The following is a 25,269-nucleotide window of genomic DNA, read 5'->3' as shown; positions in this document are numbered from 1 at the left end:
GAAAATCCACTATTTTAAGACAGCGGGTTTTCTGTTTAGGGCTCTTTTTACGAAAAGACGCATCACCTAACTGACCTTCCGCAGGAGAGGGGAGCCCGCTGAGGCGTTTTAGGCCTGTTTTTAGGAAAACGGGCTTAAAACGGCATCGGCATAGACGCTCGTAAAAGCTGCGCGCACTACGTGATCTTTGGAGCCAGCGGTACTGTGAAACCAGGCTGTTAAAATTTACTGGCGCGAGACTCCGGTCTCGTGCCAAAGGATAAAATGAGTTCCAGACGCGCCGGGAACCACCGGCAAGAAGGCAGAACGTCAAGTAATTAAGAGCACTTCCTTGACCAGTAAGGTTGCTAAAAGACCAGGAGTTCCTCGTACAATCTGTGCACGGGCAAACCCATCACGTTGAAATAGGAGCCTTCTATGCGCTCTATGCCCACCAAGCCCAGCCAGTCCTGGGCACCGTAGCTGCCTGCTTTGTCAAAGGGTTTGTAGTGGTTAATGTAAAAGTCGATCTCATCACGGGTAAGATTTCTGAAATGCACGGTGGTCACATCATGGAAGACTACGCTCTTTTCTGAGCTGAGAAGGCAAACCCCTGTGTAGACCTCATGGCTGCGGCCCGAAAGCATGGTGAGCATACGGGTGGCTTGGGCATGGTCATAGGGCTTGTTCAGAATGGTGTCGTCTAAACACACAATGGTATCGGCGGTGATGATGACTTCCTCCGGTTGCAGTTGCTCGCGGTACGCGCTGGCTTTGTGGGCGGCCAGGTATTCGGCTACTTCGGCGCGGGCCAGCTCGGGGGGGTAGTTCTCGTCTATTTCTTTTACCCGTACCTGAAAATCCAACCCCAGGTTGGTGAGCAGTTCTTTCCGGCGCGGGGAGTTAGAGGCCAAGATGTATTTCTTACTAGTTAAATTCATTTTCGTCTATTGAGCTGAATAAAAAACCACAGATTACTTTGGGGTAGAAGAAGGTCGATTTCTGGGGCATCACGGCCCCGGAGTGGCAAACGCGCTGCACTTCTTCCATTTTCACTTCGTTGGTGAGCAGGGCCAGTTGCGCTTTGCCGGCATCTACTTTCGCCAGACATTCCGCGAAGGAGCGCACGTAGGAGAGCCCCGCATACTGCCGCTGCGCTTCCTGCGAGATGCCCAGTACCCGCTCCAGCATGAAATAATGCATGACGGTGAGATCCAAGTCTTTCACTTCCTGCGGAAGATCCCAAGTGAGTTGGGCATGCACTTCGGGCTTTAGCCGGGCCTTGTAGGCCTCTCCCCGTAAATAGATCCCGAAGGCCCATTTTTTACCTACGAGAATCTCGTTCAGTTCGTACGCCTCATCCATGGGAGTGACGGTGAAGTACTCGCTTAATCTTTCCAGAAATACTTCCGGTACCATGGGTAAAGTCTCTAGCAGTCTATGCGTGGGCAGAATGCGCAGATCATCTGAGGCGGCATTGGTCAGGTACATGAGATGGTAGTTGAAGGGCTCTTCGCCGGTGGCCGCGGGGTATTGCGACAGCATCTTCTGGCGGTACTGCAAAGAACCCTCGTACCGGTGGTGGCCATCTGCCAGAATCACCTGCTGGCCTTTGAGCAGATCCACAAATTTCTGGATCACCTCGGCATCATGGATGACGGAAAAAACATCGCGCACGCCCTGGTAATCCTCAGATTCATAGAGGGGCGAGGTGATGCTTTCGTCCATGTACTGCTCCAGGGAAAAAGAGGCATCGGTGAAGAGGCCGTGGGTGGCGCTGGTGTGCATCTTGGTTTCCGCTAGTAATTCAATCCGATCATTCACCGCTGCCGGAATGGTGTTCTCGTGCCGAAGGATCACCTGTTCTTCCCACGGGTACGCCTTGATGTGGCACATAAAGCCCTTTCGGCAAAACTCATGGCTGGAGCCCGGCAGCGTGAAATACTGGTAATAGACATAGATGCCCGGCAGTGGGTCTTGCAGCAAGATACCGGCCCGTTTCCAGTGCTCGGCGGTGCGACGGGCACTGTCGGCGGGGTCTGGCCCCGGCGGAACGGATAGATGGATGCTGTTATAGGAGTTCCGGTACAAGGCCTGGCGCTGCTTCACAGAAACCACGTCAAACAGGGGAGACGTGAGCGCGTCTATGGAAAACGGGAGCTTGGGATTGTACCGGAAACCTTTGAGGGGTAGAATAGCAGCCATTGACTGTTTTTAAGCTGTTTTAAGAAAAAGAGGCGGAAAACGCTCAGGGAGCCAAGCGCTGGATGTGCCAGTTGCCGTTGCTTTCCACCTCGTACAAAAGTCGGTCATGCAAGCGGTTCTGGCGGCCTTGCCAGAACTCTATACGCGCTGGCCTGACCAGGTACCCGCCCCAATGCTCGGGCCGGGGAATAACCTCCAGTTCCTTGAACCTGGCGGAATACTCTTGCTCCAGGTTTTCCAGCAGGGTGCGGTCTGGGATGGGTTGGCTCTGCGGCGATGACCAGGCCCCAATCTGGCTTCCGCGGGGGCGGCTATGGAAATAGGCATCAGAGACATCCGCAGAGACCCGCTCCACACTTCCTTCCACCCGCACCTGCCTTTCCAGCGCGGGCCAGAAAAACGTGAGGGCGGCAAACGGGTTCTCCAGCAGTTGCTGTCCTTTGCGGCTCCCGTAATTGGTGTAAAAGACAAAGCCTTGCGGGGTGATGGCCTTCAGGAGTACCACGCGGGCAGAAGGTCTTCCGGTGGCAGTTGCGGTGCTCAGGGTCATGGCGGTGGGCTCATCTGCCTTGGCGGTTAAGGCTTCCTGCATCCAGGTCTCAAACTGTTTGAAAGGGTCTGCGGAGACCGCCTCCAGGGTGAGTTCCTTTAAGGAGTAGTTGATCCGGATATGGGCGAGGGACAAGGGTGCTTCCATGGTGCTACAGCTGAGGATTGAGGCAAAACCAAAAGTAGGGTTTTCTCTTTAAAAGGTAGGCAAATGTTCAAGAATGTCCTTTCATTTACTCTCCAAGGCATACGAGAGCTTCTGTTTACGCGTTTATTTAAAGAATTCAAATATATACGCGCTCGCAAACCAATTTATTACCGATTCAGTACGTATAGAGAGTAAATCCACGGAAAAGATGACTAGAAAGACGGCGAAAGAAATCCAGAAGGGAAGTATCCTGATCTCAGAACCTTTTCTGGGAGACCCTAACTTTGAGAGAAGTGTAGTGGTCATCTGCCAGCATGACAAAGAAGGCACGGTGGGGCTGGTGTTGAACAGAGTATCTGCCCTGCATTTGTCTGATGTGATAGACATCAATGACGAGATCTTTGACGTGCCCCTGGCGGTAGGAGGGCCCATGCAGCCCAACACCTTGCATTACATTCACCGCCTGCCTCACCTGACAGACGCCCAATCCATTGCCTCAGATCTGTACTGGGGCGGTGACTTTGAAGAACTTACCCGTTGGATGAACCAGGGCATTGTGTCACAGGATGAAATCAGGTTTTTTGTGGGTTATTCCGGGTGGAGCCCGGGGCAGTTGGAAGAAGAGATAGAGAAAAATGTTTGGTTCGTGAATAACAATGCTGCAAATAAATTGCTTACTTTGAATATAGATACCTTGTGGCGTGATATTTTAAAGGAAATGGGCGGCAAGTTTAAAATGTACGCCAATTATCCCGCAGACCCAAGTTTAAACTAATCCAAAGGCGCTAAGCCCCACGTGTATGATGAATCAGAATCCGGAAAATCAGCAAAACGAAAACAAGGAAGTGCCCTCTACCGGAGAACAAGTTCCCACTGACCAAACGCTTGACCAGCGGAGAATTCTGGAAGAACGTTTAGCTGAAATAAACGCGCGCCAAGAGGACACCGCTACCCCCGTAGAGGCGGTAGAGGAAGCTCCCGCCGGTGAAAGCGCCGCTGAAGCAGAGGCAACCCAAGTTGCTGCTCCTCAGGTTGAACCAGAACTGACGCAATCATCTGTGTTGGCTTCTGAAGCGGTGATAACAGAGCCGGTTGCAGAAGAGGCTTCTCAGGCTTCCACGGCAGGTGATGCCTCAGCCGATGATAGCCAGCCGGAATCTGCGGGTGAACCAGTAAGCTCAGTTTCTGATGCGGGTGCGCCAACCCTCACCCCGGTACAACCAGCGGCCGCTGCGATCCCCCAGGATGAAACCCACCCCGAGGAGGAGGAACTGCACCAGGAGGAAGATTACACGCACCTTTCCGTAGACGAGATTCGGTCTAAGATTCTTTCGCTGGCCCAGGAAGGAAACGTGCGTAAGTCTGGTCGGTCGCTGAATATGCTATACAAGATCTATGAACCCCTTTTCCAGGAAGAGCGGCAGGAAGCCTTAAACCGCTTCATTGCCGAAGGCGGTTTTGCCGATGATTTTGAATATAATGCGCCCAAAGCCCACAAAGATGTGGAGCAGGCCATGCAGCGTTTCCGGGAGGCCCGGTTCCGGGATCAGCGCCAGGAGGAAGAGCAGAAAATCCAGAACCTCCAGCGTAAGCGCGATTTGCTGGAACGCCTGCGCGTCTTGATTGAGTCTGAAACCCAGACCAGCGGCAACGCCATCAAAGAACTGCAGCAAGAGTGGAAAGCCATCGGCCAGGTTCCTACCGCCGAGGCCCAGCAATTGTGGAATTCGTACCACGCCTTGCTGGACATGTACTACAACAACCGCAGTATCTTCTTTGAGCTGAAAGAGCTGGATCGTAAGCGCAACTTAGACGCGAAAACGCTGCTTTGCGAGCGGGCAGAGGCCTTGGCGAAAGAGGAGAACATCAACAAAGCCCTCCAAGAGTTACGCCACCTGCATGACGAATGGAAACACATAGGCCCGGTACCCAATGAAGCGCGCGACCAGATCTGGAACCGCTTTATTCAGGCCTCAGAGCAGGTGCATGACCGCAAGAAAGCCTTCTTTGAAACCCGCCGGGCGGAAGAAACCACTAACCTGGAGAAAAAGAGAGCTCTTCTGGCGCAGATTGAACAATTCCAGCATTTTTCATCTGACCGCATCAATGACTGGCGGGACAGAACCGACCAGATTCAGCAGTTGAAGGAAGCCTGGGATACCGCCGGTTTGGTGCCCAAGGAAAATGCCGAGGAAGTTAACAAAGCATTCTGGAGCAGCTACAAAGCCTTCTTCCACCACAAAAATACGTTCTTCAAAGCTTTAGATGAGGAAAAGATGCAGAACTACCGCCAAAAGGTAGCTTTGTGCGAAGAGGCCGAAAGTCTACAGGGCAGCGAAGAATGGGACAGCACCAAAGAGAAGCTCATTCAGCTTCAGAAAAAGTGGAAGACCATTGGCCGCGTCCCAGACAAATACTCAGATAAAATCTGGAACCGGTTCAGAACGGCCTGCAACGCTTTCTTTGACCGACTGCACCAGGAAGCCCAGAACAAAGAGACGCAACTAAACCAACTGTCTACCCAGAAACTTGCGTTCTGTGAGCAATTGGCGACCAAAGTGGCAGACCCTACCTTTGTAGGCACCACAGAGGAGTTTAACCAACTCAACCAGGAGTGGCAGTCGTTCTCGGCCGAAGGGAAAAGAAACCCGAAGGTAGAAGACAGGTTCCAGCAACTGTTGGCCAAATACCTGGACAAAGTTCCTGAGATGAACCCGCAGCAAAAGGAGCAGACCTTGTTCCAACTACAGTTGAACCACCTTAAAGCCAGCCCAGACGGTGACCAGAAACTGTACCAGAAAGAGCAGCATCTGCGCCGCGACATCACCTCGCTGGAAAACGACATCTCCACTTTAAAGACCAATATCGAGTTTTTTGCCCGTTCCAAAAACGCCGAAAAACTCCGTCAGGAGTATCAGTCTAAGATTGACGAAGCCCAGAATAGAATTCAGCACCTGAAAAGACAGTTGAAAGCACTGAGGTCTTAATTTTTTCTGCTTGACATTCAAGCCCTTTGTGAAAAGGGGACAAATTAGTTACAGGTGGTTTTTGCAAATACCAAAAAGACCTCTACTTTTGTATCGCTTTCAGAAACCGCCTAGGTGATGAAAGCAAAAGCCTCCTTAGCTCAGCTGGTAGAGCAACTGACTTGTAATCAGTAGGTCGCTGGTTCGATCCCGGCAGGAGGCTCTTAAAAACAGCACTTATAGGAAGAAAACCTGTAAGTGCTGTTTTTTGAAAAACCTTACTTTATTGTCGCTTTCAGAAAACACCAGATTCTAAAGGCAAAAGCCTCCATAGCTCAGCTGGTAGAGCAACTGACTTGTAATCAGTAGGTCGCTGGTTCGATCCCGGCTGGGGGCTCACTTATTAAAAAAGCACTTATCTCTACCTGGAGGTAAGTGCTTTTTTGATTTCGTTCCTACCGCACTTAAAATTCCAGCTGCCAGTGGCCGCTGGTGTCCGGACGCATTTTGAACCTCTTTTTGCAGATCAGCCCGTTTTCTACCTGATTTCTCAAAAACAGCCTGAAAACGGTAATCTTTCCAGGAATACTCAGGCTGGCTGAAAATTTATCTTCGTGTCTTTCCTAAAAACCACATAGGCCCTTTTCCAGGGTTTGTCGCCTACCATCTGCCATTTGTGGCCTGAGCCGGTGAGATCGGTGGCGATTAGTACGTCTCCGGTTTCCAGTAAAAAAGTATCTCCTAAACTGGTGGTGAATTCAAGGGTTCCGGTTAAGGTGAGGACGTACTGGGTGTCCGGGGCCGGATGCCAATCGTATTCAGAGTGGGGTGGGGTTTCTTTGAAATGGAGGGAAGTTACTTGGGTGAAGACTTTTTCCGCAATGGTGCCTTTCTCCACATAGGAGTGCCCCTCGGCCCCGGTGAATAGTTTATAAGCTCTGATCATCTTCAGTGATGTCTGGTACAACTGTATATACCGGTAAGTGGAACAGGGGTTACTAAAATTTAGCTTGTGCCCTTAATGGGAGGTTTCTGTGCTTTAACTGGTTTCTTTAGGAAGGATTAGTGGGTGCATGCCTTTTGCCGTTCTCTTTATTAGATTGCTTAAGGCGTGGGTAATTTGCAGGTGCACGCAGTTTGCTGTTCGCTTGGCTTGGCTGCTTGTTGCGTGGGTGCAGGTGCTGTATTGTTCCAACTTTGGCGGTAAGCGCCCACGGCCGCGAGGCCCCGTCTTCCCCTCTCGCACTGCCCTGTCGGCCTGTGAAGTCTGTTGTTCTTAGCTGAGGTCTGTCCAGGGCCAAAAGCGAGGCGCGCTCGGGAAGACTGGAACTGGGGAAAGTAGCAGTAATGCTGATGATAAAACCCGTAGAGACCAGGCACTGCCTTGTCTCTCACGCATTCCTATCCCCGGCAAAGGCGTATTCCCCTCCTCGAAGGGGTAGGGGTGGGTTTTGGTGCTCCACCTATCTCCTTCTAAGGGGCACTAATCATTCGATAGTAGCCTAGGGTGCTTTCAATTAAATTTCGGTTGTGTGTACTATTGGTCTCTCTGAACGTTCAAAGGAAAAACGAGGAAGCAAATCTGAAAGAGGCATGGCAAGTATAGCTTACTTTGTAGAGCGTGTTTAAACTTTGTCTTTCGTGCTGCAAACGCCTAGCAAGCACCTGCGGAAGTACTTTTCTTGCCTTCTTAGCGCTGCTACGGCGCTCGGAAGCTCTTTTCGCTTACGATGCCAGAATTTAAGCAAGTTCTTAAACTATCTTTCGTTGTTAGCCATAGATAACCTTTTTACTATATTGCAAGTAAGTGCGCATTACTACTAACACCAAAGGCATGGATAGAACAAGCTGTATGAAGAGGGGGCACATGCTACTGCTTTGCGGGGCACTGGTCTTTTCTGGCTGCTATACAAAGAAGACCACCCAAGAGGAAGGTACCCCTGAGAATACACCAGCCCAGGTTCAAACACCCACTCAAAAAATTACCCCTGGGCCCAAAGAGACAAGCCCCACTACTGCTCCCTCAAAAGTAGACGTAGACCTTTACCTGGAAGTCTCCAACGGAATGAAGGGTTTCATGCCCCCCCCGGCCGCTGAAAAAGAACCCACTGTCTTTCAACGCCAGCTGAACAAACTCATCTCTGAGGTACAGGACGGCATTTATGTAGACGACAAACGCTACTATTTAGCCGGGGAAAATGGTCAGGGAAAACCTGTACTGGATAGTGTCTCTTACAACACGTTGAAGAACACCATCACCAGCGGGATCAAAGCCGATGTGCGTGGTACCCCTTTGCCAGACATGCTACAGGCTGCCCTGAGCAACTCCTTAGACAGAAATGCCGTCAGTGTCATTGTTTCCGATTTCATCCATGGGCCAGACCCCAACAATCCGGGTCAGTTTCTCTCGTTAGATTCTGATATCAGAAGCAGTCTGAAACAGGCTGAGCATGAGAATTTGGTAGTGGCGGTGCTGGGAAATGCCTCGCCGTTTTTTGGCACTTATTACCCGGCAGTGAAAAAACCTGCCGTGAAACGTACCCTCAACGGAGAGGAAGTGCCTTTCTATATTTGGGTCATTGGCAAGCAGCAGGAGGTACAGACCGTCATTAATAAGGTGCTCCGGAATTTACCGGCCCAGCAGGCGTACTTCGGGTTTGCGTACCCCAGTGTGACGTACTCAGCTATTCTCAAATCAAATACATTTCGGCCAGCGGGCGTTGTGTACTGTACCAGCCGAACCGCGGAAGTGTGTACCAGCGTGAATTTAATGCCGGAAAAAGAGGAACCCGTGGAATTTACCATCGGTCTGAACCTGAGTGATTTCCCGGCTTCCTTGCAGAACGCGAACTTCCTGAAGCAGAACCTGAAGTTGGCCGTGACCGGGGGAAAGGCGTCTCTTGGTACAGTAATTGCAGCCACAGAAGACGTGAAGGCTACGCCCAGCTTAGCGCAGTACACGCATTTTGTAAGGGTCAAAGTGCCGCAATTGACAGCTAACACGGGTTCTATCACGCTTCAGTTGCCGCAGGTACTGCCCACCTGGGTAAGCCAGTGGTCTACTGCCAACGACAACAACCCGGCGGGCGCGCCAAAGAAAACGTATCAGTTGAACAATATCATAGAAGGGGTGCAGGCGCTGTACCGAGATAAAAGCGAAAACGTGTTTAGTGTCACCATGAAGTTTAACAAAGAAAACAAGTAAGGATGATTCAGAATTTTTTCTCCGGGCTGTATGAGCTTTTCCTGGGGCGGCCCATGCCCGCCAATTACACCAATGATTACCGCGAGGTGGTGTTTCCTAACACTGGTATCCAGTTAATCCTTATCTCGCTGGCCATGGTCATCCTGTACTATTATGTCTTTAACCGAGTCATGAGCACGGGCTTTTACAAACCCAAGCACTGGGTCATTATGCTGATTTTAAATGCGGCTATCGCCTTCTTTGTGCCCATTATGCAGGTAAACAACAACGGCGTGGAGACGCATTCCTACACCTACACGTTTGCGCTGGTAAACGCGATTCTCAGCCTGGTGCTGTTTTTTATTTTCTCCCTCCTATTGAAAAAGGGGTCTGTCCAAGCTTGGACAACTCCTATGAAATGGCCTCACTCTAAATAACTATGGCAAAACTTTTTGTATTCGGGATTGGCGGCACGGGCTCCAGAGTCATTCGTTCTCTGGTCATGCTTATGGCCGCCGGTGTCAAGATTAAGAACTGTGACAAGATAGTACCCATCATCATTGACCCCGACACCCAGAACGGGGACATGAACCGGACGGTGGAGCTTCTCAAAACCTACAAACACCTGCACGACCAACTGGGCAAGCGGGACGAAGGCTTCTTCCATACCAACATCAGCACGCTTTCCAGCATTGCCGGGGACGGTTCCTCTAAAATCAGAGACAGCTTTGTGTATGACTTCGGAGGCATCAACAAACCGTTCAAAGACCACGTGGGCTACAACCAGCTCGACATTGACAGCCAAGCGCTGGTAGATATGTTGTTCACGCCCGAGAACCTGAACAACAGCCTGGATGTGGGTTTCAGGGGCAGCCCTAACGTGGGCAGCGTGGTCTTGAACGAGATCATTGATTCACCCGAGATGCGTTTCTTCGCCTCCAACTTTCAGGCCGGTGACCGCATTTTCTTTGTGTCTTCCATCTTTGGCGGTACCGGGGCCGCCGGATTCCCGCTGCTGTTGAAGAACTTCAAAGACGTGCATTCCAAGCTGCCCAACGCGTCTAGCCTCAACTCAGCGCTGACCGGTGCCATGGTGGTATTGCCGTATTTCTCCCTGGAGCAACCGGCGGCAGGCGTAGAGGCAGATTTCATTGATTCCAACACCTTCACCACCAAAGCCAAAGATGCGCTTTCGTATTACCAGAACCACCTGACGGGCGTGAATGCCACCTATTACATGGGTGATACGCCAGACAAACCGCTGGAAAACAATCCGGGAAGGGCCAGCCAGAGAAACGATGCGCACTTGGTGGAATTATTGAGTGCTCTGTCTATCATTGATTTCATGGATTACTCAGACAATGAATTGACCGGTTCGGCGCTGTACCATGAGTTCGGGTTGCGCGAGGACGTGGACAATGTGCAGTTTTCGCATTTAGACCAGGAAACCCGCGACCGCATTGCCAAGCACCTGATTCGGTTCCACTATTTCACGCGCTACTACACCACCTACGTGCCCGATGATGCACAGGCGGCGTACGCCAAAGGAGTGGACTTAGCCAGTGCCATGCGAAATGAGCCTATTTTCAAAGAACTGAACAAATTCCTGACCAGCCCAGATTTTGGCTATGATTCCTGGCTCAAAGAACTGAACCGCATGGAACGCACCTTCTCGGTCTTCCACCTCAATGAACCCGACTTTAACCGCATGGTTTCTGATAAACAGGTAGAAACCGGCTTCCTGAACAAAGGCATTCACCAAGGCTCCTTCGTGAAGGAATTGAACCGGGCTTCAGAAGCAGTGTCGGACCGGGAGGCGTTCAAAGCCACCATCAAGGCCTTTGAAATTGCCACCCACAACCTGGTAGAGGACAAGCTGAAGTATTCCTGATTGGTTTTTTCGAGTTTTGGCGCTTCTTTTTAGAAAACGGCCTTAAAACAGAAAGGCAAAAACCCTCTTCCTCTTCCTCCAGAATTGAAAAGAGAGGCACCTTGAAGGCACAGTTGTTTTCGGCCTCTTTTTACCAAAACACCCTTAAAACAGATTGATTTATGCCGAAAGTACTTCGTCTTCATAAAACCGGCTCTAACGTAGAAGGCTGGGCTAAAACCAGTCAAATTACCAGCACCGAAATCAAAGACATGGTGGATGGCGCTGGTGGCCGGGCGCAGAAGATAAACGCCTCTATTCCCACGCCCTTTGCCCGCATGCACCTGTTTGAAACCGCGTTTGACTTTGTCAAGCAAGGGGTCACCAGCACGCAAAACAGCATCTACCATAAGTTCGTGACCCATTTCTGGGATTTATGGGAGCTGCTCTACAACCACCAGAGTTACGCGCAGGGCGGAAATAAAATAGTGATCCGCCGCTGGAACAAGCACCAGCAGCTTTCGGCCATGCAGGCCAACCCGAACACCAATCTGTTGGGCAAAACGCTGGAGCTGTTCATGAATGACAGCCGGTTCCAGGGCGTAGAAGACCTGTTCCTGTTTTACCTGGAAGCCACTTCGCCGCGCGGCGACCGGCACTTGCAATTACTGGGCGGTACTTCGCCGCTGACCTTCCTGTTTGTGTCGCCTAACGTACAGCCGCTGGCCATTAACCGGGCGCAGAACGTGGGCGTGTATTTTGACAACAACTACATTTCCTTGCGTGACCGAGAGCGCGATTTCCAGGAGTATGTGCACAAGCTGTTTGTTTCCAATCCAGACTACATCAGGGCGTTTCCCGCGGTGTACAATGCCTTGGATGAACATCTGCTCAAGAGCATCAGCATGTCCGGGGTGGTGGGGCAGAACGCCATTTCTGCGGAGTATTTGCCCTTGGTAGATTTGCAGCAGAATCCGGTGCACGTGGGGCGGTTGACGTTTCTGGTGAAGAAAGACCAAACCGCCGTCACCAGCAGTGATTTGTTTCTTCGGCCTACCAATCCTCTGTTCGCCGGTGACCGGCCCATTGTCTTGAAGCCGGACTTGCGGTTAGCGCCGCACGTGAAATACGTGAACAACCTGGCCTGGCCCGCCAATACCGTCGTAGGCTATTCAGACAGCAAAGAGATTGAAAGCCGCTCGTTGCCGGGGGTTGGGTTCAATTACCCGTACCTCACCATCAATGACCTATTGCAGGAAACCATTGTGCAGGTGCCGTATGAGGTGAACACCGACCGGTTTTTCAGCGGAACGGTGCTCTACCAACCGGGCGTGACAGAGAAAGTATTCAATTACCTGTTGCCGGTTACCAGCCTGTATTTCCAGTACTTTACGCCGCATGATTTAGCCACTCATCTCACGTTTTATGTAGATGTGAACCACGTGCGCGTCACGTTGCAGATTCCTACCGAGAAGGGAAACATTGTCTATGAGCGCAGCTACTATGACAATCCGTTGAACTCCAAAGATGCGCATGGTGAGGTCATTCCCGAGAAAGGTCATATCCTGAAATCAAGGGTAGGCATTGGCGTGTTTCCATTCTATCAATTCACCGATACACCTACCTACAATGACTTCTACAAAGTGATGCTGGTAGACGAGGACATTGACCCTTTGCTGGTAAACAAGAACCACGTGCTTAATTTCTATGCGGGCGGAAGACAGTTGGAACCAAACGGAGGATTGATTTCTGCCACCTCACAACGCCGTACTAAGAAGAGCAACAGCAGCGCCGGAAGTACTTACTATGAAATCAGGGGCACTCATTTTGACTATGCCGAGTTGGTGCACGCTGGGGTAGACGTGACCGGAAGAGCCTTGATTGTGCCCAAGTACCAGGAGGTACAGCAGGGCATCCAAAGCTTTACGTTTGCCGTGGACTTCGGGACTTCTAACACGCACATTGCCTATACTTCGGGAGCAAACCAACCGCCCAAGGAATTCTCCATCACCGCCAATGACCAGCAATTGGTGATGCTGAACAAGCCTTCGGAAGATTCTTCCCTGACAGATTACCAACGGTTCCACAAGCGCGGTTTCGGGCGCTTGTTTGCGGTTGAGACCTTGTTGAAGCGGGAATTCATCCCATTGATTATCAATGCCGGAGGCTCATTATATTCATTCCCCACCAGAACGGCTACCTGCGAGTCCATTGATTTTGAAAACCAGATTCCGAGTCTGTTCGGGAACATCAACATCGGGTTCTCTATTAACACCGAGGGCACGCACCAGGACCAGTACAAACAGAACTACCACACAGATTTGAAGTGGAGCGAGACGCTCTCCAACACCGGTAAACGCCGGATTGAAGCGTTCTTCACCGAAATCATGCTGCTCATCAAAAACAAGGTGGTGCTGAACCACGGCAACGTGGCCAACACCAGAGTGGTGTGGTTCGCGCCGTTGAGCTTTGATGATTATTCCCGCAATATGTTCCAGAACGTGTGGGACGGCGTTTACAGCTCCGTTTTCAAAAATGGCCGCAATACCGCCTGCATCACAGAATCGGTGGCGCCGTTCTACTTTCTGTCCAGAACCGGGGCCGTGGTGCCTAGTCAGGACGAGAACCTGATCAACGTAGACATAGGCGGCGGCACTACGGACGTGCTCTTGTTCACCAACCGGAAACCATCGCACAGTGCTTCCTTCCGCTTTGCGGGAAATGACCTGTGGGGCGATGGCTTTGCCTCGGTGAAGACCAGCAAAGACAACGGCTTACTGCAATATGGGGTGGCCCACGTGCTCCAGATTCCGCTTTCGGAAGAGGGCAAGGAATACAAGAAGTTTCTGGAAACAGCCTTGGATAACCCGGATTTTAATTCGGCGGATATTACCAGCTTGCTGTTCAGCTATGACAAAGAATTGCACTACAGCTCACAACTGCTGCAAGCGAGACAACTGCGGCTGATGTTCTACCTGCACTTCGGGTCGTTGATGTACCATTTGGCGCAACTCACGCAGCAGATTGGCGCCCAGGTACCGCGTTATATCTGTTTCAGCGGACAAGGCAGTTTGTACATCAAGTTGCTGAGTGCGGGCAATAACCTGTCAAACGTAGAGCGCTACGCAAAAACCATTTTCCGGAAAGTAACGGGCCAGGAGCCACCGGCTAACTTTAAACTGGTGCTGGTGGACAATCCGAAGCAGGTGACTGCCAACGGCGGAGCCATGGCGCTGGAAGGCAACAACCTTTCAGACCTAACGGATATCCCAATCATGCGTCCAACGGGAGCCGCTACCGGGGAAGACGCCTTACGACCTGTAAACAAAAGCCAGATTACCTCCGCCATTAGGCAGGAGGTGTTGAGCAACGTGATGGCCTGTCTGGAGCTGTTGTTGGATGACGCGGACATTGCCCCGCAGATGCGTTCCATGGGCGTAGAGGTAGACCCCCACTGGGTTCTGAACTTCATGCGCAACCACATCCAGGACAGCTACACCATGGTGCTGGAAGAAACCCTGCGCGGGCTTTCTGACCGTGAACTGATTCCGGAGACCATGTTCTTTATGCCTCTGAAACAGTCGTTGTACCTTTTGTCTAAAGAGCTTTACCAGCAACAGGTGGGCGCTTTGGTTTAAACTAAACAGATGCCTCCTGTACTTTCTTAAAAGTATTTGAGGCATCTTTACACCTTCACCAATATCAAATTATCAGTCGGTATGGAATATGTACCTTATATTATTGCCATTCTAGCCCTTCTAGTGGCTGGATTCACCTTTTACAAAGCAAGCGGACTGGTTTACCGCATCCAGAATCTGGAGAAGAAAAACCGCGAATTGGAAGCCGGCGTGAAGTCGTTGGAAAACCACATCAGGAGAAACGGCAAGAATCAGCAGCCAGAAAATGTGCGGAATCCGCGGGGCGGGCAAACCACGCAACCTCCCGGCCGTGAGCCAAGACAACCGCAAGAGTCCCGTCAGCCCCAGGAACCGCGCCAGAAGCAACCGCAGCAGGGAAGAGGGCAGCAGCCGCAAGCAGAGCAAGCCCGGGGCAATCAGCCCCAGCAACAGCCGCGTCAGCCGCAGGAGCCAAGACAAAAGCAGGAAGGACAACCGCAGCAGCAAAGACCACCCAGAGAGCCAAGAGAACCCCGCGAACCTAAAGAACAGCGTCAGCCGCAGGAGCCTCGCCAGAAACAGCCGCAACAGCAACCTCAACAACCAGCGGCGGCAGGCGGTACGCAACCGCCCCGTACCCAGCAGCAACCGCAGCAAAGAAGAAACGAAAATAGAAGAAGGGAGCCATTGAACCCTCTGGAAGTGGAAGGGCCGACTGCTGTGCCACCTGCGCCTATTGCCACCTTAGGAAGTGAGATAGTGGGTGATGATTTACTCAACGAGTTAACCCAGCAAGCAGCCCCACAGCCCGAGGCACCGGTGAGCCGCACCCGCTATTCGATTATCCCGGAAGACGGAACCATCAAAACGCACCAACTGCAGCAGCGCCCAGACTCAGATTCTTACCTGGAGATTGACGCTCCCGCCGAGGGAAGTTCGAGCACCAGTTACCGTTTCAATTTGGGCGGGAACCAGGCTTTTGTGATATCGCAGGGAATGGACAGGCTGGAAAACGCTTTCTCTTTTGAGAAACCCTCTAACCGCTTAGTAAGCCGGATTGTTCTGCAAGGCGATGGTGTGCTGGTGAGGACCAGCAGCGGCTGGAAGATCCAGGAAAAGGCAAGAATCGATTTCAGATAAGTCTTTTTTACGACCTGACCTTCCGCAGGAGCCACCTCCTAGCTCCTCCTCCCGCAGAGAGGGGAGCCCCGCCGATGCGTTTTTAGGTTACTTTGCGGAAAACAGACCCTGAAACGCCTTTTCCTCGGCCTGTCCCCCGACAGGACGGAAGAAAAGCACTCAGCCTGCCATTCAGGGCTTTTGGCTTGTCAGGGGACAAGCCAAGGGAAGCATTTTCTTTTTCCCTCCAAGGAGAGCCCCGCTTTTGCGTTTTAGGGCTGTTTTTCGCAAAACAGCCCTAAAACGCAAAAGCCTGAGAAGTCTTCAAGACCTCACAGGTTTAGAGAGTACTGGCGCGAGGCTTCAGTCTCGTGCCTGAGGATGAAGCGCGTCTCCAGACTCGCCGGCAACCACTGGCACAAGTGCGGAAGATTAGTGAAAAAGAGAAAATCTATCTTCCACCTTTCCGTTCTAAGGTGGATCTGTCGTGACTAGAGGAACCGTTTTCGGCCTGTTTTTGGGAAATAGGGCAGAAACGGTTCCTCTTTCTTTTACATATCTGTTAATTCAGGTCATTTGAAACGCGCAAGATACGTTTTACAAAGCCTAAATTTCTGCTACATTACATACATGGAATTCATATTTATTTTTGAAGCGTTGCTGGTCATCCTCATCATTGGGTACCAGTGGCGCGTTTACCAGGCCAACCGAACCAAGATTACCAGCATTAAAGGCCTCTTTCCTCCCAAAGAAAACCTGAAGGTGGCCCGCCGGGCACTGGGCTCAAAAGAACAGGAGGCGGCACCTGGCGCATCGCTGGAAAAGCAGTGGGATAGATTGCTCTACGGAGAGCCTTTCAGGGAATTCTCGCCCACCAATCCGGTGGCGAAACGAATCATTGCCGTAGATGCTGAGGAACTGCACATTGAGGCGCAGCACGGCGAAACTCCCTTTTACACCATCAAAATTGAGAAGTTCAAACAACTCCTGAATGACGGCAACATCTACTTAGTTGATGCGGCCACTCCGGTGCCCACCGAAACCGAGGAGAATACCGTTCACGTAGATTTGATTGAAGTGCAGGCCCCATCGCCAACGTTCCAGGAGATCAACAAAAGCACCAATGAGTACCTGCGGCTGAACAAAGGAGCCGCCGCCGATTTCAATATCCTGAAAGATGTGGCCGAGCGCTATGCCGAGGCGCAGGACAACGAGGTGCAGTCTGCCATTGCCACGCCGCTGTACGTGGGTTTGCTGGGCACTTTCTCGGGGGTGATCCTGGGGCTCTCCAGTCTGGTTTGGGCCGGTTTGGGAAGCTCACCGGAAGACGGTTCTTCTTTCATCACGGACGAGAACATTCCTTCCTTCCTGTTTGGCGTGCTCATTGCCATGGCCGGGAGCTTTTTCGGATTGCTGCTGACCATGATGGGAAACAATGCCCTCAAGAACGCCCGCAGCACCCGTGACCGCCACAAGAACGACTATTACACGTTCCTGCAAACCCATCTGTTGCCCAAGCTCAACTCAGACATGTCGGCCAGTCTGGGGAACCTCAAGTCTGTGTTAGATTCGTTTAACAAAGACTTTTTGGACAAGATCCTGGGCTTCCGCCCGATAGTGGAGACGCTCACTAACAACATCAGCACCCAGAAAGAATTCATCCAGAAGCTAGACCAGATTGGGTTCACGCAGATGGCCAACGCCAATCTGCAGGTGTTTGACAAGATCAAGGAAAGCGAACGGCTGTTCATGAATTTCCTGCAGTACCAGGAGGCCTTGAATGAATCGGTGCGGAAGGGGGGAGAACTCACCCAGAACATCACGCAAGTTTTAAGCCGATTGACCAAGTTGCAGGAGGGCTTTGACCAGGTACCCGGCTATCTGCAAAAGCACGATGAAACCATTCAGCGGCAAATCAATTTCTTCGCCCGCCATGAAGAAGAACTGGACACCATTGCCAACCGCACCGAGCAGTACTTCGACAAAGCATCCCTGAAACTAACTGATTTAATGCAGGCCCGGCTAGAACACCAGGAACGCGATGCCCAGAATGCCTACGAGAAGTGGGGGGAACATTTCAGAAAACTCAACGAAGACAACCTTTACCAGCGCATCCTGGATTACATGAAGCCGTTCCAGAGTCTCAACTATCAGCAAGACAACCTGAACCACCAGCAGCGTGACCTGGCCCAGGAGATAAAGCAAACCAATGAGCGCCTGCTCAAAAAGATTGATACCGATACGGAGATTCAGCAAAAATTACTGCAGCAGTTGGCGGTTCTGAACGCAAACGTAGAGAAAAGCATGGCACCGGGGCCACTCAAAGCCGCTATGAGCAGACTTTTTGGCACTGGCCAGAACAACGGCAGAAAGGCGTAGCAGACCATGAACAAAGAAAACCGAGATTTCTTCTGGCCCAGCTATGTAGACCTCATGACGGCGCTGTTCCTGATCATGCTGGTGCTTTTTGTGCTGAGCTTTAAAATGTTCAGAGACAAAGACGCAGAAAACCGCCGTAACATTGCTCTCATGCAGGTAGAGATCCAGGAGAAACGCAAGCTAGACGAGATCAAAGCCGCACTCGCACGCCTAGATGGCCGTTATTTCCAATACAACGAGAAGTATAAGCGGCACGAACTACTGGTAGATGTATTGTTTGACCAAAGCAGCGCCACCATTCCGCAACGGTCGTTGGCACCGCTCCGCCGGGCTGGGGAGGAGCTGAGCCGGGTCATTAATTCCATCAAAAAGACAGACGTGAAATACCTGATCGTGATTGACGGGAGGGCCGCCACTTTCCCCAAAGGCGACGCCCGAAACATCACCCAGCGGGAATATGCCTTGGAACTCAGCTATAAACGTGCCCTGGCCTTGCTCCAGTTCTGGCGAAACGCCGGCATCAGATTCCCGGCAGACCGCATAGAATTGATTGCCTCAGGCAGCGGTTTTGAGGGCGCAGGCCGTACCGGCGACGTGCGGGACAGAAGGTTCGTGATTCAGGTTTTACCGAAGGTGGGTACGTTGGAGACGCGCGAGGAGAATTAGTTCTGAGTTCTAAGTCTTGAGTCCTGAGTGTAACCAATTCTTACATACATTGTCAACCTATAGGATTTTGTAGGCAACCTTGATTAACTCTTCTTTGGTCGCTTCCAGGTTTCTTTCATGGTGACAAAGTGGATAATTGGTGCACTTTTGATGAAGATGGTGGAGAGTAAAACCTACCCCTCCCAGACTACTCTTGTAGGGAAAAAACAGTAGCCATTTTCATGAAAGAAAAGGCGCTTTTTCCTATCCTTCCCACACAGCAACGTTAGTAAAAGTTTCCCTACAAGAGTAGCTCCTAGGAGGGGAATTTTTTGTAGGGAAATACTGGTAATACAGCCAACTAAAGGATCTGTCATCACCGGTTAGATACCTCCTGGCGCAAGCGTCCGCTTGCGCCAGAAAAGCAATAGTAGCAGGTAAATACTAGTCGGTATAACCATCTTGCTGCCCTTACTTACTTTCCCCAGTTCCAGTCTTCCCCTGGCGCGCCTCGCTTTTGGCCCTGGACAGACCTCAGCTAAGAGAAGAGAATTTCACAGGCCGAAAGGGCAGTGCGAGAGGGGAAGACGGGGCCCCGCGGCCGTGAGCGCATACCGCCAAAGATGGAACAACACAGCACTTGCACCCACGCAAGAAGCGGACAAGCCATGGGAACAGCAAAGTATTTGCACCCACGCAAAAACAGACAAGCCAAGGGAACGGCAAAAAGCGTGCACTTACCAATACCCACAAAATAGCGAACAAGCCAGGTGAACAGCGTACGGCACCTGCCAATTGCAAAATCATGTGAATACCCACCCCCCTCCCAAAAGCGGTGTTTAGAGGCTGATTTCTGAAAAACAGGCTTAAAACGCTTCGGCGAAGGCAAAATAGAGATACATTCCCTGGTTAGAAAAAGCGACATCGCCGCGCACCACCATGCCTTCATTGTTCAGTTTGTACCGCAAACCCGCGCCACCCGATAGGTGAAACTGGTTCAGGGCAAAATCAGGGATTCTTTTAGAAACCTGCCCGGCCCCGCCGAATACCGCCCCGCCAATGCGGCCTTTGATGGGAAAGCGGTAATCTGCTTGAACGACGGCCGCGTCTTCATCCCTGAACCTGCCCTCCAAAAAACCCCGCATCACGTTTACCCCGCCCAGGGGAGCCAGAAACTGGAAGGGCGCATCGCCCACGGTAAAGGTGAAGAGCCCTTGCACCGCCAAAACCCCGGGCCCAAGACCAGACATGTACTTGCGCAGGTCTAGTTTGTAGCGGGTGAAATTATCCTCGCCCCCCAGATATTTCCCAAAGAAAACCGCAGAGAACTGGTGATAGTCTCCTGTAGAAGGCGTGTAAACATTGTTCCTGCTGTCAATCATAAGCATAGGCCCCAACCCCGAGGCCACTACTCCTTCGCTGCCCACTATGCTTTTTTGCGCTAACTGACCGCCCGGCTCCACCTCGGGGATGGTTTCTTTCTTGAATTCATACCGCGCCCCTAAGTACACTTTCTTGAAAATTTTCCGCTCAAGCTGCCCGTAAAAGTTGATGGTGCGGCTGGTATAGGCTTCCTCGGCATCGTCTGGCGACTCGTTCCCAATCCCGAAGAAGAAATACGGGTAGTCACTGTATTCCAGTTGGGTGTGAAGGTGCTGGTCATTGTGCTTTCTCCATACATCCGCCGAAAGGGAGGTGAGAATCTGCTTTCTGGTGGTGTACACCAGGGTAGGGGAATAAAGGTCGGGCCGGTCGGTAGGCAGGGTACCCTTTGATTTGCGCACGTGCACCAGTTTTGTCCCAAACCCGAACTGGGTCTCGGGGGTGTAATACGCCACCGGGTAGATGTTCCATTTGCGGTAAGCCGGAGCAACAGAGTCTGCCGGAGTTGTTTGAAGGGCAGAATCAGGTGCCGTTTCCTGGGTGTTTTGGGCAAAAGCGGAAGAAACCAGGCTCATAGCCGCGCATACCAGTACAAGTAATCGTGTTTTCAAGGGAAGTCTTTTATAGCTGTCTCGCCTCTATACGTGTTTATCGCTAAGGTTATATATAATTCTCACACATTTATTTACTTGCCAGAACCCAGACTGAACCAGGTGATTTTCTGATTGACCCTTGAATGGCAGAAGTTTTCAGGAAGTCCTGGAAAAGTGTTGGTTTCGCTCGCTCGCGGGACACGAGTGTGAGCTACTTCGGCATCCCGCCGCTTAATATTAAATTATGTATCGGCCAGCGGCCGCAGGTAGCCCCCAGTGATTTACAGGATAAACCGTTTTTGCCTTGGTTTAAGGAAAACAGGCCAAAAACGGGAAAGTGTACCAGGCCAGCGCCTCGTTCACGTGGGGCTTTGCTTATTTTTGAGTAGTTTTCGGGTATGAAGGCGGAAGAATTGGTGGCTAGGACAGCCCAGCACGTAGAAACATTATTTGCCGGAGAAGCCTCAGGGCATGACTGGTGGCACATAAAACGGGTTTGGCAGAATGCGTTACGCATTGGGCAGCAGGAAAACGTAGATTTAACCGTGGTTCAGCTTGGAGCCTTGTTGCATGACATCGCCGATTGGAAATTCAACCGGGGAGACGAGGAAGCGGGCCCCAGAGCCGCGCGGGAATGGCTGCAAACCCACCAGGCACCGGCAGAGCTGATAGAAAAGGTCTGCCAGATCATCAGGGAAGTAACTTTCAAAGGAGCGGGCGTAGACACCACCCCCTCTACGTTAGAGGCCAAAGTAGTGCAGGACGCCGACAGGTTAGATGCCATTGGGGCCATAGGCGTTGGCCGGGCCTTCGCCTATGGAGGGCATAAAGGACGGGAGATGTACCATCCAGGTCAGGAGCCGCGTTTACACGCTTCTTTTGAAGAATACAAGAAAAACCAGGGGCCAACCCTCAACCACTTCTATGAAAAGCTTTTCTTGTTGAAAGATCGCTTTTCCACTACGGCCGGCCGGCAACTCGCCCAGGAGCGACATGCGTTTATGGTACAGTTTGTGCAGCGGTTTCTGGAAGAATGGCACGGAGAAGAAGTGCCGCCCGCGGCTTTCCAACTTACCAACACGCCATAGAACTTGGTTTCAAGTACCTTTTCATGAATAAGAATCTTAAAGCTGCCTTGCTGGGAATCGTTTTTTCAGGAGCCAGTTCTCTTGCCTTTGCCCAGCGAGATTACCAGAGTTACGCGCAGATGACCGCCCGTTTGCAGAAACTGAGCACTAGGTACAGCAAAATCGCCTCACTAACCACCGTTGGGAAAACCGCTACCGGCAAAGAAATCTGGATGTTGACCCTGGGCAGGGACAATGCCGCCAACAAACCGGCCATCGCCATTGCGGCGGGTGTAGACGGCACCCAGTTGGCTACCACCGAATTAGCGTTGCAGATGGCCGAACAGATGTTGCAGGCCGCGGTGCTCCAAGATTCGGTGCAGGAGCTATTGCAGAGCAAGACGTTTTACATCTTCCCCAACCTCAATCCCGATGCCTCTGAGCAATACCACGAGAAACTGCGTTGGGAACGGTTGGGAAACGCCCAACCCGTAGATGATGACCGCGATGGGCGCATGTTTGAAGATCCGTTTGAAGACCTGAACAAAGACGGGCTGATTACCATGATGCGGGTGAAAAACCCCACCGGTACGTACCGGCCCGCCGAAGAAGACCCCAGAGTCATGGTGCAAGCCGATGTCTCCCAAGGAGAAAAAGGCGAGTACCTGCTCTACACCGAGGGGATAGACAACGACAAAGACGGCAAGTGGAACGAAGACCCCGAAGGGGGAGTGATGTTCAACCGAAACTTTACCTTTGACTACCCTTATTTTCAGGAAGGGGCCGGAGAGCACCCCATGTCTGAGCGGGAAACCAAAGGCTTTGCCGACTTCCTGTACGAGGCCAGAAACGTGTACGCGGTCTTTGTACTGGGGCCTGCCAATACCCTTTCAGAACCCCTGCGCTTTGACAAAGCAAAAGCCTCTAAGCGCATTGTGAGTAGTTTGCTGGAGAAAGATGCCGCTGTGAATGCCCAAATCTCCAAGCTTTACAATAACTCTACCCAACTCAAGAATGCGCCCCGGGTTTCCCCTTCGCCCGGCGATGTGCTGCAGTGGGCCTATTTCCATTACGGAAGGTTCAGTTACAGCACCCCCGGCTGGTGGACTCCCAGGGTAACGCCATCGCAGGATACCACCGGCGGCAAGAAACCACTGGCTCCCTCTGAACACGAAGACGTGAATTTCCTGCGCTGGGCCGAAGCCAATGACGTCATGGGAACCTTCGTGAACTGGAAACCCATCAAGCACCCTGATTTTCCCGGCCAAGAGGTGGAAGTGGGCGGCTTGGCTCCTTACGTGAAGCAGACGCCGCCGGTGCATACCCTAGAGCCCATCGCCCAGAAGCATTTCCGGTTTTTCTCGGCTTATGCCAAATGGATGCCCTCGCTCCAGATTGTGAACATCAGTTCAGAGAAAGTGGCCGGGGGGCTCACCCGCATCACCGCCGATGTCTACAACCAAGGCTCTTTGCCCACCCATTCAGAGATAGGCGACAGTTCACGGTGGGTGCAGAAGGTGAAAGTGACCCTCCAGTTGAACGAAAACCAGAAGCTGGTCTCTGGAAACAGAATTCAGTTAAGCAACGCGCTGGCTGGTGGGGAGAAGTTCCAGGTTTCCTGGCTGGTGAACGGCAAAGGGTATGTCACCATCCAGGCCCATAGCCCCACCGCCGGAAAACAAACCAAAGAAGTGTTTCTCCGCTAATGTTTTGTCATGAAGAAAAGAATTTTATCTGCTGCGTTGCTGTCTTCCTGCCTTCTGGTTTTTAGTGCGCAAGAAACTAAAGCGCAAATCCCAGAGCAGGTGTTCAGGGCCGCCGGTACGCCCCACAACCCCAAGGTAAACGTTAGCTGGAACCGGTATTATGACTATGACGGCCTCACCGAGATTTGCGCCCAACTAGCCAAAGCATACCCAGACCTGGTGAAGCTGGAAACCATTGGCGACTCGTATGAAGGCCGCCGTATCTGGGCCTTGACCATCTCTGACTTCAACACCGGAGAGCCGTTTCGCAAACCCGCCATGTACATTGACGGCAACATCCACTCCAATGAAATCCAGGGCTCTGAATTTGCGTTGTACACGGCCTGGTACCTGGTAGAGAATTTCCAGGAAAACCAATTTATCCGGGAGCTGTTGCAGCAAAAGACGTTCTACATCATTCCTACCATCAACCCAGATGCGCGGGATCATTTCATGCACAAACCCAACACGGCCCATTCGCCCCGTTCAGGCATGATTCCGCTGGACGATGACGGCGATGGCCTGGTAGACGAAGACCAACCCGACGACCTGAACAAAGACGGGCACATCACGTTCATGCGGCGCAAGTCGCCCAATGGCCGGTACATCTTAGACCCCCAGAATCCGCTGCGGCTGATTCAAGCCAAACCAGACCAGCCGGGTGAGTACGAGTTACTGGGCTATGAAGGCTTGGACAATGACGGCGACGGCAAAGTGAACGAAGACCCGCCCGGCTACTATGACCCCAACCGCGACTGGGGCTGGAACTGGCAGCCAGACTACATACAGCGCGGAGCCTACAAATATCCGTTTTCCGTTCCAGAGAACCGGGCCGTGAAAGATTTCGTGCTGCGCCACCCCAACATTGCCGGAGCCCAAAGTTACCACAACAACGGCGGCATGATTTTGCGCGGGCCGGGGGCCGAGGAAGACCAGAATACCTACAGCCGGGAAGACAACCAAGTGTATGACCTGCTGGGGAAATACGCCGAGCAGATCATTCCGGGGTACACCTACATGGTGGTGTACAAAGATCTGTATTCCGCCTTCGGCGGAGAGCTGGATTGGTTTCACGGGGCGCGCGGCATCTTCACGTTTTCCAATGAGTTGATGTCGCCTTACCTGCAATTTGATCGCAAAGGATTAAGCAGCTCAGAACGGGAGGCCGAGCAGCACGATTTCAATAAAATGCTGCTCTTCAATGATGCCTTTGTGGAATGGACAGCCTTTGACCACCCAACCTACGGTGCGGTAGAAATTGGCGGCTTCAAGAAGAATTACCCGCGGGCGCATCCCGGTTTTCTGCTGGAGGAAGATGCTCACCGCAACATGGCGTTCACGGTTTACCAAGCGTACCAATTGCCCCAGTTGGAGATACAGGAGGTGCAAACCAAGAAGCTTTCCAACGGTTTAACCGAAGTGACCGCCACGGTAGCCAATACCCGCATTATTCCCACCCACTCCAGCCAAGATCTGAAATACCGGATTGAACGGCCCGACTACATCACCCTTAGAGATTCCACCGTGGTGGCCGGCATGGTTCTGGAAAACGCAGACCTGAACATAGGCAGAGAACAGAAGATGAACCCCTGGCGGCTGGAGATCCCCAACATACCGGGCATGGGGTTCGTGAAAGTACGCTGGATTGTCAACTCCAAAACCCCAAACCTTACCGTTGAGGTTGATAGCAGAAAAGGAGGAACCGTTAAAAGGAGTTTTTAGGCTGATTTTCGCAAAACAGGCCTAAAACAGAAAGGGCAGCTTACGGGCTGGCTTTTCTGTTTTATGGATCTGTTGACGTTGGGGCATTATTCTCCGGC

Annotated in this window: 17 protein-coding genes and 2 tRNA genes; 14 read left to right on the top strand and 5 right to left on the bottom strand. The window is 51.9% G+C overall.

Going from position 1 to position 25,269, the window contains the following annotated elements:
- Positions 1 to 347: 347 nt before the first annotated feature.
- From HHO50_RS07220 to pdxH, 3 genes are read right to left on the bottom strand one after another with little or no spacing between them, the layout of a single operon-like run.
- On the bottom strand, positions 348 to 920 hold the full coding sequence (locus tag HHO50_RS07220; protein WP_181305342.1) for a Maf family nucleotide pyrophosphatase: 573 nt from the start codon (positions 918 to 920) through the stop codon (positions 348 to 350).
- Positions 907 to 2,184: a DUF1015 domain-containing protein gene (locus HHO50_RS07215; protein WP_181305341.1), complete on the bottom strand. Its 1,278-nt coding sequence runs from the start codon at positions 2,182 to 2,184 to the stop codon at positions 907 to 909. Before HHO50_RS07215 ends, HHO50_RS07220 begins: the two co-directional genes overlap by 14 nt.
- A 43-nt stretch (positions 2,185 to 2,227) precedes the next feature.
- Positions 2,228 to 2,881, bottom strand: a complete 654-nt coding sequence (gene pdxH, locus HHO50_RS07210; RefSeq protein WP_181305340.1) for a pyridoxamine 5'-phosphate oxidase — start codon at positions 2,879 to 2,881, stop codon at positions 2,228 to 2,230.
- 208 nt (positions 2,882 to 3,089) lie between these two features.
- Between pdxH and HHO50_RS07205 the strand changes: the two genes are divergently transcribed.
- From HHO50_RS07205 to HHO50_RS07190, 4 genes are all read left to right on the top strand, one after another.
- Positions 3,090 to 3,656 carry a YqgE/AlgH family protein gene (locus HHO50_RS07205; protein ID WP_181305339.1) on the top strand — a complete coding sequence of 189 codons (567 nt, stop codon included), beginning with the start codon at positions 3,090 to 3,092 and terminating at the stop codon, positions 3,654 to 3,656.
- Positions 3,657 to 3,681: 25 nt separating this feature from the next.
- The gene (locus tag HHO50_RS07200) at positions 3,682 to 5,868 is read left to right on the top strand and encodes a DUF349 domain-containing protein (RefSeq protein ID WP_181305338.1); all 2,187 of its coding nucleotides are present in this window, start codon (positions 3,682 to 3,684) and stop codon (positions 5,866 to 5,868) included.
- Between the two features lie 129 nt (positions 5,869 to 5,997).
- A tRNA-Thr gene (locus HHO50_RS07195) sits at positions 5,998 to 6,070 on the top strand.
- A 101-nt stretch (positions 6,071 to 6,171) separates the two neighbouring features.
- A tRNA-Thr gene (locus HHO50_RS07190) sits at positions 6,172 to 6,244 on the top strand.
- 192 nt (positions 6,245 to 6,436) lie between these two features.
- Here HHO50_RS07190 and HHO50_RS07185 read toward each other — a convergent pair.
- Positions 6,437 to 6,793: a hypothetical protein gene (locus HHO50_RS07185; protein ID WP_181305337.1), complete on the bottom strand. Its 357-nt coding sequence runs from the start codon at positions 6,791 to 6,793 to the stop codon at positions 6,437 to 6,439.
- An 888-nt stretch (positions 6,794 to 7,681) separates the two neighbouring features.
- On the opposite strand from HHO50_RS07185, the gene HHO50_RS07180 reads away from it, so the two are divergent.
- From HHO50_RS07180 to HHO50_RS07150, 7 genes are all read left to right on the top strand, one after another.
- Positions 7,682 to 9,052 (top strand): hypothetical protein, encoded by a 1,371-nt coding sequence (locus HHO50_RS07180; RefSeq protein ID WP_181305336.1) that lies wholly within the window; start codon positions 7,682 to 7,684, stop codon positions 9,050 to 9,052.
- Between the two features lie 2 nt (positions 9,053 to 9,054).
- Positions 9,055 to 9,468, top strand: coding sequence for a hypothetical protein (locus tag HHO50_RS07175; RefSeq protein ID WP_181305335.1), 414 nt, complete (start codon positions 9,055 to 9,057; stop codon positions 9,466 to 9,468).
- 2 nt (positions 9,469 to 9,470) lie between these two features.
- On the top strand, positions 9,471 to 10,922 hold the full coding sequence (locus HHO50_RS07170) for a hypothetical protein (protein ID WP_181305334.1): 1,452 nt from the start codon (positions 9,471 to 9,473) through the stop codon (positions 10,920 to 10,922).
- A gap of 161 nt (positions 10,923 to 11,083) precedes the next feature.
- Positions 11,084 to 14,539: a cell division protein FtsA gene (locus tag HHO50_RS07165; RefSeq protein ID WP_181305333.1), complete on the top strand. Its 3,456-nt coding sequence runs from the start codon at positions 11,084 to 11,086 to the stop codon at positions 14,537 to 14,539.
- Positions 14,540 to 14,620: 81 nt separating this feature from the next.
- A complete protein-coding gene (locus tag HHO50_RS07160) occupies positions 14,621 to 15,658 on the top strand; it encodes a hypothetical protein (RefSeq protein ID WP_181305332.1) in 1,038 nt (345 codons plus the stop codon).
- Between the two features lie 609 nt (positions 15,659 to 16,267).
- Complete coding sequence (locus HHO50_RS07155; protein ID WP_181305331.1) at positions 16,268 to 18,016, top strand: hypothetical protein; 1,749 nt, start codon at positions 16,268 to 16,270, stop codon at positions 18,014 to 18,016.
- 6 nt (positions 18,017 to 18,022) lie between these two features.
- A complete protein-coding gene (locus tag HHO50_RS07150) occupies positions 18,023 to 18,682 on the top strand; it encodes a hypothetical protein (RefSeq protein ID WP_181305330.1) in 660 nt (219 codons plus the stop codon).
- A gap of 845 nt (positions 18,683 to 19,527) precedes the next feature.
- Here the strand turns inward: HHO50_RS07150 and HHO50_RS07145 are convergent.
- Positions 19,528 to 20,655, bottom strand: a complete 1,128-nt coding sequence (locus tag HHO50_RS07145) for an acid shock protein (RefSeq protein WP_181305329.1) — start codon at positions 20,653 to 20,655, stop codon at positions 19,528 to 19,530.
- A gap of 380 nt (positions 20,656 to 21,035) precedes the next feature.
- Here HHO50_RS07145 and HHO50_RS07140 point away from each other — a divergent pair, with 380 nt between their 5' ends.
- Genes HHO50_RS07140 through HHO50_RS07130 form a run of 3 tightly spaced genes read left to right on the top strand, consistent with a single transcriptional unit; the run spans position 21,036 to position 25,171 of the window.
- On the top strand, positions 21,036 to 21,725 hold the full coding sequence (locus HHO50_RS07140) for an HD domain-containing protein (protein WP_181305328.1): 690 nt from the start codon (positions 21,036 to 21,038) through the stop codon (positions 21,723 to 21,725).
- Positions 21,726 to 21,748: 23 nt separating this feature from the next.
- Complete coding sequence (locus tag HHO50_RS07135) at positions 21,749 to 23,410, top strand: M14 family metallopeptidase (protein WP_181305327.1); 1,662 nt, start codon at positions 21,749 to 21,751, stop codon at positions 23,408 to 23,410.
- Positions 23,411 to 23,419: 9 nt separating this feature from the next.
- Positions 23,420 to 25,171: a M14 family metallopeptidase gene (locus HHO50_RS07130; protein ID WP_181305326.1), complete on the top strand. Its 1,752-nt coding sequence runs from the start codon at positions 23,420 to 23,422 to the stop codon at positions 25,169 to 25,171.
- Positions 25,172 to 25,269 lie beyond the last annotated feature (98 nt).

Source organism: Rufibacter sp. XAAS-G3-1, assembly GCF_013623775.1.
GTDB lineage: Bacteria > Bacteroidota > Bacteroidia > Cytophagales > Hymenobacteraceae > Nibribacter.
Note: the sequence above shows the minus strand (reverse complement) of the source record. Positions and strands in the feature narration are given on the sequence as shown.